This is a genomic window from Streptomyces sp. NPDC030809 (genome assembly GCF_055572195.1).
Map to the genome: position 1 here is coordinate 35708 of NZ_JBVIDV010000024.1, position 13828 is coordinate 49535.

The following is a 13828-nucleotide window of genomic DNA, read 5'->3' on the forward strand; positions in this document are numbered from 1 at the left end:
AGTCCTCAGCGGGGGTCCTCGGCCAGGATCCGGGCCAGGTTGCGCTCGGCGAGGGCGGTGATGGTGACGAACGGGTTGACCCCGAGGGAGCCCGGCACGAGCGAGCCGTCCACCGCGTACAGGTTCCGGTAGCCCTTGACCCGGCCGTGCAGGTCGGTGGCCCGGCCGAGCACGCAGCCGCCCAGCGGGTGGTACGTGAAGTCGTCGGCGAAGGCCTTGTTGTCGCCGAAGAGGTCGTAGCGGTACATCGTGAAGTTGGCCCGGTTGATGCGGTCGAAGAGGCACTTGGCGGAGTGGACGGACGGGGTGCCCTGGTCCCGGGTCCAGTTCAGCCGGGCGGAGTCGGTGGCCGGGTCGTAGCTGAAGCTGCCGCGCTCGGGGTTCTTCGTGATGGCCAGGTACATCGAGATCCAGTGCTCCAGGCCCATGGGCAGCGGGGCGATCTCGGCGAACACCGGGTTGGCCGCGTTGTCCCAGTCGTCGATGCCGAGGGCGGGCATGGTGGCCTGGTGGGCCCCGACGGTGTCCCACAGGTGGTTGGCGCGGGCGGTCATGACGTTGCCGTTGGTGCCCCAGCCGAGGCCGACCTCGGGGCTCAGGGCGGGCAGGGCGCCGGTCTCGCGGGCCCGCAGCAGGATCTCGGTGGTGCCGAGGCTGCCGGCTCCCAGGAAGAGCTGCGTGCAGCCCAGTTCGCGGGTCTCGGTGACCCGGCCGGTCAGGTCGATGCGGCTGACGGTCAGCACGTAGGTGCCGTCGGGCTCGCGGCGTACGGCGGTGACCCGCTGGAGGGTCTCGATGGTGACGTTGCCGGTGCCGAGGGCGGCGGCCAGGTAGGTCTTGTCCACGCTCTTCTTGCCGTGGTTGTTGCCGTAGATGACCTCGCCGGCCAGCGCGGACCGGGGCGCGGTGCCGGCCGCCTCGCGCTGCATGTGCCCGAAGTCGTAGACGTTCGGGACGAACACGGTCTTCAGGCCGGTGTTCGCGGCGTGCTTGCGGGAGATCCGGGCGAAGCGGTACCACTCGGTGGACTCGAACCAGGCGGGGTCGATGTCGTTCACGCCGAGCATCTGCCGGGCGCGCGGGAAGTACGTCCCGTACATCTCGTCGGCATCGACCCCGGGGAAGACCTCGGTGAAGTACGAGCGGCGGGGCGTGGGCGCCATGCCGCCGTTGACCAGCGAGCCGCCGCCGACCCCGCGGCCGACGTACACGGACATGTCCCCGTGGTGCACGCGGTCCAGGACGCCGGGGTAGGGGGAGATGTCCCGGTTGACCACGTCGAGCCACAGGAACTGGGCGAGCGGGGCCTCGGTGCGGGTCCTGAACCACATCGAGCGCTGGTCGGGCGCCGAGGTGGACGGGAAGACCTTGCCGTCGGACCCGGGCGAGTCCCAGAGCCGGCCCATCTCCAGGACCACGGTGCGCACGCCGGCCTGGCCGAGGCGCAGGGCCGCGACCGCCGCCCCGTACCCGGAGCCGACGATGACGGCGGGGGCGTACGCACGGGCCGCGGGCTCGGCGGCCGCCGCAGATTCCAGGCCGATCCTGGTGAACCCGAGGGCGGCCGCGGTCTGCAGGGCGCCGAGCCCCAGGAGGTGACGGCGCGTCAGATGAGGTGTCATGGCCGCATCATGGGCGGAATCCGGCCGTCCGCCCAGACGCGGTGTTGACACACATCCGAGTGACAGTCAGATGTGCGGCGGGACGGTATCCGGCCCCGGACGGGCACGCCTCCCGGCGGCAGCCGGGGCAGGCGGCGGAGCCGGGTCCGGGGCGGACCCCGGACACACCCGTCAGAGCAGCTCCCGCAGCCGCTCGGCCAGCAGGTCCCACCGCCACTTCTCCTCGACCCACGCCCGCCCCCGCTCCCCCATCCGACGCCGCAGCTCCGGATCCTTCAGCAGCGCGGCGATCCGCTCCGCCGACTCCTGCGCGCTGCCCCCGCGGACGACCCAGCCGGTCTCCCCGTCCAGCACCGCGTCCGGCGCTCCGCCCGAGTCCCCCGCCACCACCGGCAGCCCGGTGGCCGAGGCCTCCAGGTAGACGATGCCCAGGCCCTCCACGTCCAGCCCGCCCCGCCGGGTCCGGCAGGGCATCGCGAACACGTCGCCCGCCCCGTAGTGCGCGGGCAGCTCCTCCCACGGCACGGCCCCGGTGAAGCGCACCGAGTCCGCCACGCCGGTCTCGGCCGCCAGCCGGTGCAGGTCCTTCTCGTACGGGCCGCCGCCGACGACCAGCAGCACCGCGTCCGGCACCTCGGCCAGGATCAGCGGCATCGCCCGGATCAGCGTGTCCTGCCCCTTGCGCGGCACCAGCCGGGACACGCACACCACCACCGGCCGGTCGGACAGCCCCAGCCGGGCCCGCACCTGCGCCCCGCCCGACTCCGGGTGGAAGGTCTTCTCGTCCACGCCGGGCGGCAGCTGCACCATGCGGGCCGCCGCCTCGTCCGTCAGCGCGCCCGCGATGCGGGACCGGGTGTACTCGCCCAGATAGGTGATCGTGTCGGTGCCCTCGCCGATCCGCCGCAGCAGCTGCCGGGCCGCGGGCAGCTGCGCCCAGCCGGCCTCGTGCCCGTGCGAGGTGGCCACCAGCCGCTTCGCGCCGGCCCGGCGCAGGGCCGGGCCCATCAGCCCGAGCGGGGCGGCCGCACCGAACCACACCGACTCGCAGCCGTGCTCGCGCAGCAGCCCGACGGCCCGCCGGGTCACCCGCGGGGTCGGCAGGAGCATCGTCGTACGGTCGCGGACCACCCGGAACGGCTGCTCCGCGTCGAAGGCCGCGGTCGCCTCCCGCCCCTCGGCACTGTGCTTCCACGTGGAGGCGTAGACGACGATCCGCTCGGGGTCCAGGCGCAGCGCCATGTTGTGCAGGAAGGCCTGGATGCCGCCGGGGCGGGGCGGGAAGTCATTGGTCACGATCAGCGTCTTGTGCATCGCCTGCGACAGTACCCAACGGCCGCGCCCCGGCGCTGCGGGCCCCTTCCTGCGGGCGGGGCGGCGCGTTGGCCCCGGCCGCCCGGACGGACCCCGGGCGTCCCTGCGACGGGACACCGTCCCGTCGCCCGGCCCGGCCCCCGGCCCCCGGCCCCGCCGGTCAGCCCAGTTGCTCGCGCAGGTAGGCCCGCCAGGCGGCGCTGAAGGCCCGCTCGTCGGTGCGGAGCACCGAAGCGAAGGCGGCCGCCGCAGAGGAGCGGGCCGCCGCCGCATAGAACCGGGCCGGGGCCCCGGCGCCCCACCGCTCGGCCATCATCCGGCAGGCCAGCCAGGCCCCTTCGTACGAGGCGGCCAGGGCGTCCGGGTCCCCGCCGAACGCGAAGGCCCCGTCCGCCGGCAGCGCGCCCGGCACCTCGCCCCGGCGCACCGCCCGCCGCAGCGCCGGCGCGGCCTGCTCGGCGCTGCGGCCGCTGCCCCGGTACGCGACCCAGTCGGCGAAGCCCTCCGAGAGCCACAGCGGGGTCCCGGCCGGGGTGGCGCTCCGGGTGGCCACGTGCACGGCCTCGTGGGTGAGCACCACCCTGCGGCCCAGCTCCCCGAGCTCCCGGTACGCCTGCGGATTGACCGTCACCCGGTCCGCGGGCCCGGGCCCGCCGCCCACCCGGCCGGTGGTCACCGCCGCCATCCCGTCGTACGCGGCGGGCGGCGAGCCCAGGAGCGCGGCCATCGCGTCCGGGGAGGAGGGGACCACCAGCACCAGCCTGCGGGGCCAGCCGCCGGGCCAGGCCGCCGACACTGCGGGCACGGCCCGGTCCGCCTCGGCCGCCAGGCCCGTCAGCAGCTCCTGCGGCACCCCGTCCCCGCGGACGCCCAGCACCAGGCTGCGCCGGCCGCGCACGGCCGTCACCGGGCCCTGGTCCCACAGCTGGGGGCGGGCACCGGGGGCGGGCCGGTCCAGGGCCACCCGCCAGCGGCCGCCCTGCCGGCGCAGCTCCAGCTCCCGCCCGGCGGTGGCGGGGAGGGAGTCGTACCCGGCGAGCCGGTAGCGCAGTTCGGCCGCGGCGTACGCCCGGGCGCCCTCGGCGCGCACGGAGGTGACGGCGTACTCCCAGGAGGCCAGCGGCACCCCGGCGAGCCGGGCGAAGCCCTCCCGCGCCTGCGGCCGGCCGTCCTCGGCGAGGTACCCGGCCTCGTCGCGGGCGAGCAGCGCGGCCGACCACCGGGCGAGCACGGACCGGACCTCTTGCCGGACCTGCGCCGGCGGTCCGGGCGGGGCGGCGGGCCCGGCACAGCCGGCAAGGACGGCGAGGGTGACGAGGACGGAGAAGGGGAAGAGGACGCGGCGGAAGACCAGGAGGGGCAGGCGCAGCGGTGCGCGCGGCGCGGCCCGCCGGGGCCGTGCCGCCGGAGTCCGCGCCCGTCCCGTTGCCGTCACGGCCCCGATCGTACGTGCGCGGCGCGCGGGGCCCGCCGTACGCCCGCCCGGGGCGGGTTCCCTCGTACGCCCGCCTGGTGACGGCCCGCCGTACGCCCGCCCCGGGCGGGGTCCGCGCCCTCAGGGCCGGGTGACCGCCGAGACCGGCATCATCCCGACCGGGTCGTAGCGCACCGGGGCGCCCGGGTACGGGGCGTGCACCACCTGGCCGTTGCCCACGTACATGCCCACGTGGCTGGCGTCGGAGCGGTAGGTGACGAGGTCCCCGGGCCGGGCCTCCGACAGCGGGACGTGCCGGCCCGCGAAGCGCTGCGCCTGCGAGGTGCGCGGCAGGGAGACCCCGGCCTGCCGGTAGGACCACACCATCAGCCCGGAGCAGTCGAAGCCGGAGGGCCCGGTGGCGCCCCACACGTAGGGGCGGCCCACGGCGGCCCGGGCCGCGGCCACGGCGGCCGCCGCGCGGCCGGACACCGCGCCCCCGCCGGAGGGATCGGGCAGGTCCACGGCCCGGCCCGAGGAGCGGCTGGCCCGCTCGAAGGCGGCCCGCTCCTCGCTGGGCATCTCGTTCAGGATCCGCCGGGCGGCGGCGAGCTTCGCGGTGACGGCGCGCTTCTGGCGGGCCACGTCGGCGCGCAGCCCGTCGAGTTCGGCCAGTTTGCGGGAGGCCTCGCGGCGCTGCTGGCCCAGCTTGCGCTGGGCCTCGTGGAGTTCGGCGAGCTGCCCGGCCTGGCGGCTGCTCAGCCGGGCCAGGGCGGCGGCCTTCTCCAGGTAGCCGTCGGGGTCCTCGGAGAGCATCAGCTCGACGGCGGGATCGACCCCGCCGGAGCGGTACTGGGCACCCGCGTACGTGCCGAGGACCCCGCGCATGGTGTTGATGCGGTCCTGGCCGCGGGCCACCGCGTCCTGCACCCCGCGGATCTCGGCGCGCAGCTTCGCGGCCCGCTCCCCCGCCTTGTTGAAGCGCTCGGTGGCCTGCTCGGCCTCCTCGAAGAGGCGGTCCACCCGGGCCCGGGCGGTGCTCGCCGGATCCTGCGGGGCGGCGCTCGCGGGGGCGGCGGAAAGGGCGGCCGCGGCGGTGGCCGCGGCGGCGGACAGGACCGTGGCCTTGGTGCTCCGGTCCGGGCCCGAGGTCACGGGCCGGCGATGGGACGCCACAGGAATCCGCACTCCCTTCCGCGGGCAGGTCCCGTGTCCGCCCCCGTGGACGGCCGTGTCCGGGCTCCGCGCTGGCCGACAGTAGCCGTGGGAGCACAGGCCGACCAAAGACCCCGGCAGGCACGCAGAGTGACGCCCCGCCGGAGAACACAGGTCACCGGCGGGGCGCGAGGTCAGCGAGCGGTGCCGCAATTCGCCCGGATGGGCGGTGTCGGCGCGTCTTGACCGGAGAAGTCGGAAGAGGGAGTGCGGGGCCCGGGCGCGGTCAGCTGACGCGGACGCCGAACTGGAAGGGCATGTTGTCCATCGACTCGTACTTGACGCCACCGCGCGGGTTCGACGCGTGCAGGGTCATGTTGTTGCCCGCGTACAGGCCGACGTGGTGCAGGTCCCCGTAGAAGAAGACCAGGTCGCCGGGCTGGAGCTGGCTGCGGCCGATCCGGGTGCCGTCGTTGACCTGCGTGTAGGTGGTGCGGGATATGTCCACGCCGGCCTGCCGGTAGGCCCACTGGGTCAGACCCGAGCAGTCGAAGGCGCTCGGGCCCTCGGCGCCGGAGACGTACGCGTAGCCCAGCTTGGTCTGCGCGGCGGCGAGGGCCGCCCCGGCCCGGCCGGAGGGCTTCACGTTGCCGAGGTCGGGACGCTGGCCGCCGCCGGAACGGCTGGCGCGGCCCTCCTCCTCGTTCAGCTTCGCCTTCTCCTCGGCGGTCAGCTGGTTGAGCAGCCGCTGCGCCTCGGCCAGCTTCGTCTGGACCTGCTTCTTCTTCTCGCCGAGCTCCTTGCGGGTCTCCGCGAGGTCCTTCAGCTTGCCCGCGGCCTCCTGGCGCTGCTGGGCCAGGGTGCGCTGCTTGGCCTGGATCTGCGTGACCGCGTCGGCCTGCTTGGCGCCCAACTGGTCGAGCACGGAGGCCTTGTCGAGGTAGTCGTCCGGATCCGCGGAGAGGAACAGCTGGATGGAGCCGTCCATGCCGCCGGAGCGGTACTGGGCGCTGGCCATCGAACCGAGCTGCGCGCGCAGGTCGTTGAGCTCGCCCTGGCCGCGGGCGACCTTGTCCTGGAGCTGGCCGATCTGCTTCTCCAGCTTGGCCTGCTGCTCCGCGGCGCCGTTCCACTTCTCGGTGGCCTGCTCGGCCTGCTCGTAGAGGGCGTCGACCTTGGCCTTGACCTCGTCCTTGCTCGGCTTCGCGGGAGCGGCGGAGGCGCCTTGGGCGGAAAGGGCGACGGCCGCGGCGGCGGTTGCGGTGAGCACGGTCACACGAGCGCGGTTCGGCTGCTTGGGTCGACGGTGGGACGCCACGGGGGCGAGCTCCTTCTTCCTAGAGCCGCCGATCGAACGCAGACTCGGCGGACCTCCGCCCGCCACCCCGAATGGGTGATCAACCGCACGAAGGTTTGAGCCCAGACCCTAGTGACCAAGCTGTGATCACTTCAAATCCTGCAAAGCAAAATCTCGCCGCCCGACCCGTCAATTTCCCTGCTCCGCACGGGCAGTAGCGGCCACCTGACGGTGCGGAGCAGGGAAATGCCACTAAAACAGCAAGAAATGGACGAAGGGACACAGACGACACCGAAGCCCCGATAGCATGGTGAAGATCACGAAACCCCCAGGAAGACTTCCCTCCTCCCCAGGGGGGGGTGAAATCGGGCATTGCGCCCAGGAGTTACGAGATGCGCGAAAGGCGCTTGAGGAGCATGGCGGAAGCAACCGGGCGGGCACCGGACTTGGCCACCCCGTCGGCCACCTCGCGGTCCGTGGACACCACGACCACCGGCCGCCCCGGCGGCTCGGCCCGCACCAGCTGACGGATCAACTCGTCAGCCGTCACGCCCGGCTTGGAGAACAGCACCCGCACCCCGCGCGGCGGCGCGAGCAGCACCGGGGCCGCCAGCTCCGCCCCGTCGAAGACGCACGTCATCTCCGCACCGGTCTGCGCGGCCAGCATGGACAGCCCGCCGAGCAGCCGCAGCCGCTGCTTCTCCAACGGCATCGTCGGATAGCCGGTCTTCGTCACGTTGTAGCCGTCCACCACCAGGTGCGCCTGCGGCAGTGCCAGCAGCTGGTCCAGCAGCGCCGGATCCGTCTCCGACAGCGCCCGGGCCGCAATGTCCTTCGGGGTCATCCGCCCCGGCTCCACCGCGTCCACCGTCTCCGCGGGGCGCACCGACACCGGCGGCAGCGCCAGTTCGCGCCGCAGCCCCTGCGCCGACTCCAGCACCGTGTCCAGCAGCAGCCGCACCCGCATGTCCTCGACGCTGCGCCCCTCGCGGGTCGCCCGCCGGCTCGCCTCCAGGGCCGCTTCGGCCTCGCCCAGCCGGGACTTGAGCCGCCGGCTCTCGCTCTCGGCCGCCGTCACCTGCGCGGCCGCCTCCGCCCGCACCGCCTCGATCTCCCCGGCGGCCTTCCGCAGGGCCGCCTCGCCCCGCTTCACGTCGTTGAGGGCGCTGCGCAGCTTGCGCTGAAGCGATTCGGCTTCCTTCTTCGCGGCGTCCAGCTCCTGGCGCAGGTGCTCCCCGCCGGCCTTCTGCTGCTCCCGTACGGCGGCCAGCTCGGCCCGCAGCCGCTCCAGCTCCCGCTGGGTCTCCTCGCCCACCCGCTCGGCGTCGGCCCGCTCCACCTCTTCACCGGCGGCCGCGACCAGCTTGACCCAGCCCGCCGGGCGCAGCACGTACGCCGCCGCCGCCACGTCCAGCGGATCGGCGGCCGCCGGCGGCGCGCCGGACTCCAGTGCACCCGCCAGCTCCGGCTGAGCCTCCTTCAGCTTCTCGCCGATCCGCCCGCGGAAGACCGGATCGCTCTCCAGCGCGGAGGCCATCGCATTGCCGGCGAACTTGGCCCGACGGCTCGGGGTGAAACGGGCATACTGCCGCAACTGCGCGGGCAGATCGGAGAGCACCAGCCCCCCGAACGCGTCCGACACGAACGCGATCACCCTGCGCCGAACGCCCTCGGGCAACGGGCGGTCGAGCGCCTCGGCGGCGTCGCCGGCGCCGCTTGCAGGCTGCTCCACAATCCGTCACCCCTACCGTCAGAAAACCTTCCGTGGCACGACCCGCTCAGGAGTCCGTGCCCGGCCTGTCCACGAGCTCGATCTGGTCCACCGCGTTGCACCAGCGGCAGCGCACCGACTCGATGGTCTCACTCACCACCTCACGCTCCTCGACCTTGGGCTCTCCCGCAAGGTCGAGGTGGACGTACTCGACCACCTTCGACGAACGGGTGACGTCGAACCGGGTCAGGTTGCCGCACAGGGTGCAGCGCCACCGGGTCGTGTCGGTGGGGAGGGGAACCGTCATCGGGGCGGGGTCTCCTTCGGGGTGGGAGCGGGGGTCGGGCCGGGCGGGTGCCGGTCCGGCGGTCCGGTCGTGCCGACCGTCGTGCCGGTCCGGTGGTGCCGGTCCGCCGGTGGCGACCGTCCGTGGTGCTTGTGTTGTCTACCGGTTGTAACCCTACGGCCTCATGGCGTCCCCGCGCGGGCCCCCGTCCCCCATGCGAGACGCGGCGGGGCAACCTGCCCCCTTCCTCCCTTTACGCGATGCTCTGGAGATGGCCGCAAAATGGGGAACGGGACCGGTGATCACCCACTCCCTGATCGCCGCCTGCTCGGTGATCTTCCTCCTGAGCCCCGTCTCGGGCATGAACCCCCTCTACGGCGCCGGCGACGAGCTCCTCGCCGCCCAGACCGACTACCTCCGGCGCTGGGGCGTGGTCCCCGACGAGCTCTTCACCCTCAGCGTCCGCACCGCCCTGACCCCCCTCACCGCCCTCTTCATCCACGGCAGCTGGCTGCACCTGCTCGGCAACATGCTCTTCCTGCACGTCTTCGGGGTGATGACCGAGGAGCGCATGGGAGCGCTGGGGTACACGGTCTTCTACCTGGTCTGCGGCTACCTCTCGCTCGCCGCGTACGCCGCCGCCAACGCCCGGTCCGACCAGACGCTGGTGGGGGCCTCCGGGGCGATCTCCGCCGTGCTGGGGGCCTTCCTGGTGCTGTTCCCGCAGGCCCGCGTCACCAGCCTCTTCCCCTTCCTGCTCTTCCTCCCCCTGCGCTTCCCCGCCTGGATCGTCCTGGCCTTCTGGTTCGTCCTCCAGGGCCTGGCGGCCCACCGCGCAGGAAGCGGCCCGGGCGTCGCCTACCTGGCCCACCTCGTGGGCTTCGCCCTCGGCTGCGGCTACGCATGGGCCCGCTACCGCCGTACGACTAGAGTGAAGGAGCCAGTCACAGCCCCGGCCACCGAGGGAGACAACCCACCGTGATCACCGCTCTCGTCCTCATCAAGACCAGCGTGGACCGGATCCCCGAGATCGCCGAGTCGATCGCCTCCCTGGACAACGTCAGCGAGGTCTACTCCGTGACCGGCACGTACGACCTCATCGCCCTGGTCCGCGTCGCCCGCCACGACGACCTGGCCGACATCATCCCCGGCAAGATCAGCAAGATCCCGGGCGTCCAGGCCACCGACACCCACGTCGCCTTCCGCACGTACTCCCAGCACGACCTGGAGGCGGCCTTCGCGATCGGGCTGGACGCGTAGGAGGCCCTCGGCGGGGCGGGTCCCGTCCGGGGGACGGGGTCGGTCGCGGCCGATCCCCCCTCGGCGCGTGCCTTCTCCCCCCTGACCTTGTCGCTGCGGGGCAGCGTCTGCCCACCGCCCCCGGGTGTTGCGCGGGGTCTGGCCGTGCGGGGTCCCGTGGGGGGCGGTTTGGGTTTGTGGTGCGGGGTGTGGCCTTGCGGGGTTTGGGGTGGGGCGGTGTTGTGGGGGGCTCCGGGGTGTGCCCGCATGTCTGATGGTCCGGCCGTCCCGGCGGCCGGTGTCAAGGGCGCTCCCTTCGGTCGCGTCGCTGCGCGATGGCCCTTCGGGCCACCCTTGACTCCGGCCGCCGTGCCGTCAGTCCCCAGACTTGCGAGCACCCCCCGGAGGGAAAGCCGGTCACGGGGACGGCGATGCCCACGGGCGGGGTCCGGGAAGGCTTGGCCGGGGTAGGGGTGAGCCTGCGCCCTCACGGGCGAAAGACCCGCCCCCGATCGCTACGTGCCCCTCCAGGACGGCGGCCGCCAGCCGACTCGGGCCGGGCATAGGCGCCCCCGATCGCTACGTGCCCAATGCCGGACGGCGAGCACCGGTGCGAGGAGCGGGGGCCTGCGGCCGTCAGCGGCCAACCTGCCGCGCCGCCCGTGGCGAGCGGGGCCTTCGTGTCCGGCTGACCGCCGGTGGGGCTGCCCCCGCGCTCCGCGCGGGGGATGTTCTCCCACCCGCACCACCCGTACAACGCATCCAGATGCTGAGGCACTGGTGGGCGGCTCGGGCACGTTGGCGGCCCACCCGCCGTGCGGTGCGCCTGCCCGTACCGGGCGGGGCCTTCGTGTCCGGCTCACCGCCGGTGGGGCTGCCCCCGCGCTCCGCGCGGGGGATGTTCTCCCACCCGCACCACCCGTACAACGCATCCAGATGCTGGGGCACTGGTGGTGGGCCGGGGAACGTTGGCGGCTGACCCGCCGTGATCCCGGTGGGGGTTCGGGCGGCTGGGTGCGGTCCTGCCGAACCGGATTGACGTCAAGCCGGAGACCGGCCTCCGGCCGGGAGTGAAGGCTCGGAGAAAGTACAGGTCACAGGCCTTTGCCGGTATCTGTCGGCAGCCGCCTGGGGCGTGGTGGCGTGGAGAGTCGAGGGCGGTCGGCTCTCGGCCGCGAACCGGCCGGCGGCCGCCGACCGGCATGGGGCGCGTAGCGATCGGTGGCGGTTTATGTTCGGCCACGAGCCGACCGGCAGCCGCCGTCCGGCCTTCGGCGCGTAGCGATCGTGGGCGGCCTATGCCCAGCCCGAGCCGACCGGCAGCCGCCGTCCGGCCTTGGGCACGTAGCGATCGCGGGCGGGTCTTTCGCCCGTGAGGGCGGGCCCCGGACATGACCTGCCGAGGTTGCCGGATCCCGCTGGTGGGCATCACCGTCCCCGTGACCGGCTTTCCCTCCGGGGGGTGCTCGCAAGTCTGGGGACTGACGGCACGGCGGCCGGAGTCAAGGGTGGCCCGAAGGGCCATCGCGCAGCGACGCGACCGAAGGGAGCGCCCTTGACACCGGCCACCGGGACGGCCGGACCATCAGACATGCGGGCACACCCCGGAGCCCCCCCACAACACCGCCCCACCCCAACCCCGCACGGCCACACCCCGCACCACACACCCAACCCGCCCCACACGGGACCCCGCACGGTGAGACCCCGCGCAACACCAGGGGGTGGTGGGCAGACCCTGCCCCACAGCAACAAGGCCAGGGGGGAAAAGAAGCGCACCGAACGCGTATCAACCGCACCCGACCCCGCCCCACAAACCCACCCCGCCCCACACGAACCCCGCACGGCCCGACCCCGCCCCACCCGCCCCCCGCCCGCGGGTCAGACCACCGCGACGCAGCGCCCGTCCTCCGTGCGGTACTGCCAGCGCGCTCCGTTCGTGACGAGTTCGCGGACTGCGGCGAGGAAGCGGGTGATGTGCTCGTCGGGGGTGCCTGCGCCGAAGCTGACGCGGATGGCGTTGAGGGAGCGCTCGCCGGGGGCCGCCTCGGGGGCGCCGCATTCGCCGGGCTCCTGGGGCTCGCTGCCGAGGAGGGTGCGGACCAGGGGGTGGGCGCAGAAGAGGCCGTCGCGGACGCCGATGCCGTATTCCGCGGAGAGGGCGGCCGCGAAGTGGGAGCTGTTCCAGCCGTCCACGACGAAGGAGATGACGCCCACGCGCGGGGCTTCGTCGCCGAAGAGGGAGAGGACCTTCACCTGGGGGACGTCCGCCAGGCCCTCGCGGACGCGGCGTACGAGTTCCTGTTCGCGGGCCACGAGGTGGTCGAAGCCCGCCTCGGTGAGGGCGCGGCAGGCGGCGGCGATGGCGTAGACGCCGATGACGTTGGGGGAACCGGCCTCGTGGCGGGCGGCGGTGGTGTGCCATTCGACGTCCACGCCGCCGTCCTCGCGCCGGGCCACCTTGCGGGAGGCGCCGCCGCCGGCGAGGTACGGGTCGGCCTGCCGGAGCCAGTCCGCGCGGCCCGCGAGGACGCCCGAGCCGAAGGGGGCGTACAGCTTGTGTCCGGAGAAGGCGACCCAGTCCACGTCGAGCTCGGTCACGGAGACGGGGTGGTGCGGGGCCAGTTGGGCCGCGTCCAGGACGATGCGCGCCCCGTGGGCGTGTGCGGCCGCGGCGAGTTCGCGTACGGGCCACAGTTCGCCGGTGACGTTGGAGGCACCGGTGACGCACACGAGGGCGGGGCCGTAGGGGTCTCGGTCCGCGAGGGCCCGCTCCAGGGTGGCGACGGCCTGGTCGGGGGTGCGGGGGGCGTTGAGGTAGGTGACGCGCGCGTCGCGCCACGGGAGCAGCGAGGCGTGGTGCTCGGTCTCGAAGACGAAGACCTGGCAGTCGGCGGGGATCGCCTGGGCGAGGAGGTTGAGGCTGTCGGTGGTGGACCGGGTGAAGATCACCTGGTCCTCGGGGCGGCAGCCGAGGAACTCGGCGACCGTGGCCCGGCTCTGCTCGAACAGGTCCGTGGACAGCTGCGAGAGGTACCCGGCGCCGCGGTGCACGCTGCCGTAGTACGGGGCGTAGGCGGCGACCTCGTCCCACACCCGCTGGAGGGCCGGCGCGCTGGCGGCGTAGTCGAGGGCGGCGTAGGTGACCTCGCCGCCGGTCACGAGCGGCACGGTGACGTCGCGGCCGAGGACGGGCAGCGACCCCTCGCAGCACGGGTCGGCCGGGGCGGCACCGGTGGCGGGGGCGGGGCTGGTGGCCGGGGCGGCCTCACCGGCCTCGGCGGCGGTGGCAGCGGTGGTGGCAGCGGAGTTCGGGTACGCGGACATGGCGGAATCTCCCGGCGGGCAGGGGTGAATGGCTTCGGATGGCCCGTACGGGTGCAGGGGTGCGCCGGTGCGCGGCCACGCGGGTGCGTGGCGGCGCGCTGCTGCGGCCGTGCACGGTACGGGAGATGCCCTGGCGCGTCGGAGACCGAGGGGAAAACGCGGCGACCGGGTCTGCAGGAACGCGCAGACCCCGCGCGGAGGGCTGGGGTGAAGAGGGGCGCTGGGCGCCTATCGCATTCGCTTGCTCACGGAAAACGCTCCTCGAGAGACCAGGATCCCTGGTGTCGAGGGATCCGCGCTTGCCCTGGACCTTGTGGTCCACGGCCTGGTCATCACCCGGGGCACCCCGCCACGGAAGGAGGGTTGCCGGACAGCAAGCCGGGGCCTGATCGCTGTCACTCGTGACCTGTGCAGCATCTTGCCACAAGATCCGGAACGGGCAAGGCCCGGTCCACGATGCGGACCG

General features: G+C 74.0%; 10 protein-coding genes and 1 riboswitch. Of the genes, 2 read left to right on the forward strand and 8 right to left on the reverse strand.

Features of this window, described 5'->3' with window-relative positions:
- Nucleotides 1–5: 5 nt before the first annotated feature.
- From ACZ407_RS27835 to ACZ407_RS27865, 7 genes are all read right to left on the reverse strand, one after another.
- Entirely contained in the window at nt 6–1622 is a 1617-nt protein-coding gene (locus tag ACZ407_RS27835) for a GMC oxidoreductase (protein ID WP_468132920.1), read from the reverse strand.
- 171 nt (nt 1623–1793) lie between these two features.
- Nucleotides 1794–2936, reverse strand: a complete 1143-nt coding sequence (locus tag ACZ407_RS27840; RefSeq protein WP_468132922.1) for a glycosyltransferase family 4 protein — start codon at nt 2934–2936, stop codon at nt 1794–1796.
- 160 nt (nt 2937–3096) lie between these two features.
- Complete coding sequence (locus tag ACZ407_RS27845) at nt 3097–4371, reverse strand: hypothetical protein (protein ID WP_468132924.1); 1275 nt, start codon at nt 4369–4371, stop codon at nt 3097–3099.
- A 120-nt stretch (nt 4372–4491) separates the two neighbouring features.
- Nucleotides 4492–5526 (reverse strand): C40 family peptidase, encoded by a 1035-nt coding sequence (locus tag ACZ407_RS27850; RefSeq protein ID WP_468132926.1) that lies wholly within the window; start codon nt 5524–5526, stop codon nt 4492–4494.
- 265 nt (nt 5527–5791) lie between these two features.
- The gene (locus ACZ407_RS27855) at nt 5792–6823 is read right to left on the reverse strand and encodes a C40 family peptidase (RefSeq protein ID WP_468132928.1); all 1032 of its coding nucleotides are present in this window, start codon (nt 6821–6823) and stop codon (nt 5792–5794) included.
- Nucleotides 6824–7187: 364 nt separating this feature from the next.
- A complete protein-coding gene (locus ACZ407_RS27860) occupies nt 7188–8534 on the reverse strand; it encodes an NYN domain-containing protein (protein ID WP_468132930.1) in 1347 nt (448 codons plus the stop codon).
- Between the two features lie 46 nt (nt 8535–8580).
- Nucleotides 8581–8820, reverse strand: a complete 240-nt coding sequence (locus tag ACZ407_RS27865; RefSeq protein ID WP_007263676.1) for a hypothetical protein — start codon at nt 8818–8820, stop codon at nt 8581–8583.
- 250 nt (nt 8821–9070) lie between these two features.
- Between ACZ407_RS27865 and ACZ407_RS27870 the strand changes: the two genes are divergently transcribed.
- Both ACZ407_RS27870 and ACZ407_RS27875 read left to right on the forward strand, forming a co-directional pair.
- Nucleotides 9071–9781, forward strand: a complete 711-nt coding sequence (locus ACZ407_RS27870) for a rhomboid family intramembrane serine protease (protein WP_468132933.1) — start codon at nt 9071–9073, stop codon at nt 9779–9781.
- Nucleotides 9778–10059 (forward strand): Lrp/AsnC ligand binding domain-containing protein, encoded by a 282-nt coding sequence (locus ACZ407_RS27875; protein ID WP_468132935.1) that lies wholly within the window; start codon nt 9778–9780, stop codon nt 10057–10059. The genes ACZ407_RS27870 and ACZ407_RS27875 overlap by 4 nt, the downstream gene beginning before the upstream one ends.
- Before the next feature lie 1857 nt (nt 10060–11916).
- Here ACZ407_RS27875 and ACZ407_RS27880 read toward each other — a convergent pair.
- Nucleotides 11917–13362: an aminotransferase class V-fold PLP-dependent enzyme gene (locus ACZ407_RS27880; protein WP_468132937.1), complete on the reverse strand. Its 1446-nt coding sequence runs from the start codon at nt 13360–13362 to the stop codon at nt 11917–11919.
- A gap of 290 nt (nt 13363–13652) precedes the next feature.
- A riboswitch (SAM riboswitch) is annotated at nt 13653–13769 on the reverse strand.
- Between the last annotated feature and the right edge of the window lie 59 nt (nt 13770–13828).

Excerpts from the sequence above, each read along its gene's own strand:
- ACZ407_RS27835 (WP_468132920.1), bottom strand. The coding sequence starts at position 1,622 with ATGACACCTCATCTGACGCGCCGTCACCTCCTGGGGCTCGGCGCCCTG.
- ACZ407_RS27870 (WP_468132933.1), top strand. The coding sequence starts at position 9,071 with ATGGCCGCAAAATGGGGAACGGGACCGGTGATCACCCACTCCCTGATC.
- ACZ407_RS27865 (WP_007263676.1), bottom strand. The coding sequence starts at position 8,820 with ATGACGGTTCCCCTCCCCACCGACACGACCCGGTGGCGCTGCACCCTG.
- ACZ407_RS27880 (WP_468132937.1), bottom strand. The coding sequence starts at position 13,362 with ATGTCCGCGTACCCGAACTCCGCTGCCACCACCGCTGCCACCGCCGCC.
- ACZ407_RS27840 (WP_468132922.1), bottom strand. The coding sequence starts at position 2,936 with ATGCACAAGACGCTGATCGTGACCAATGACTTCCCGCCCCGCCCCGGC.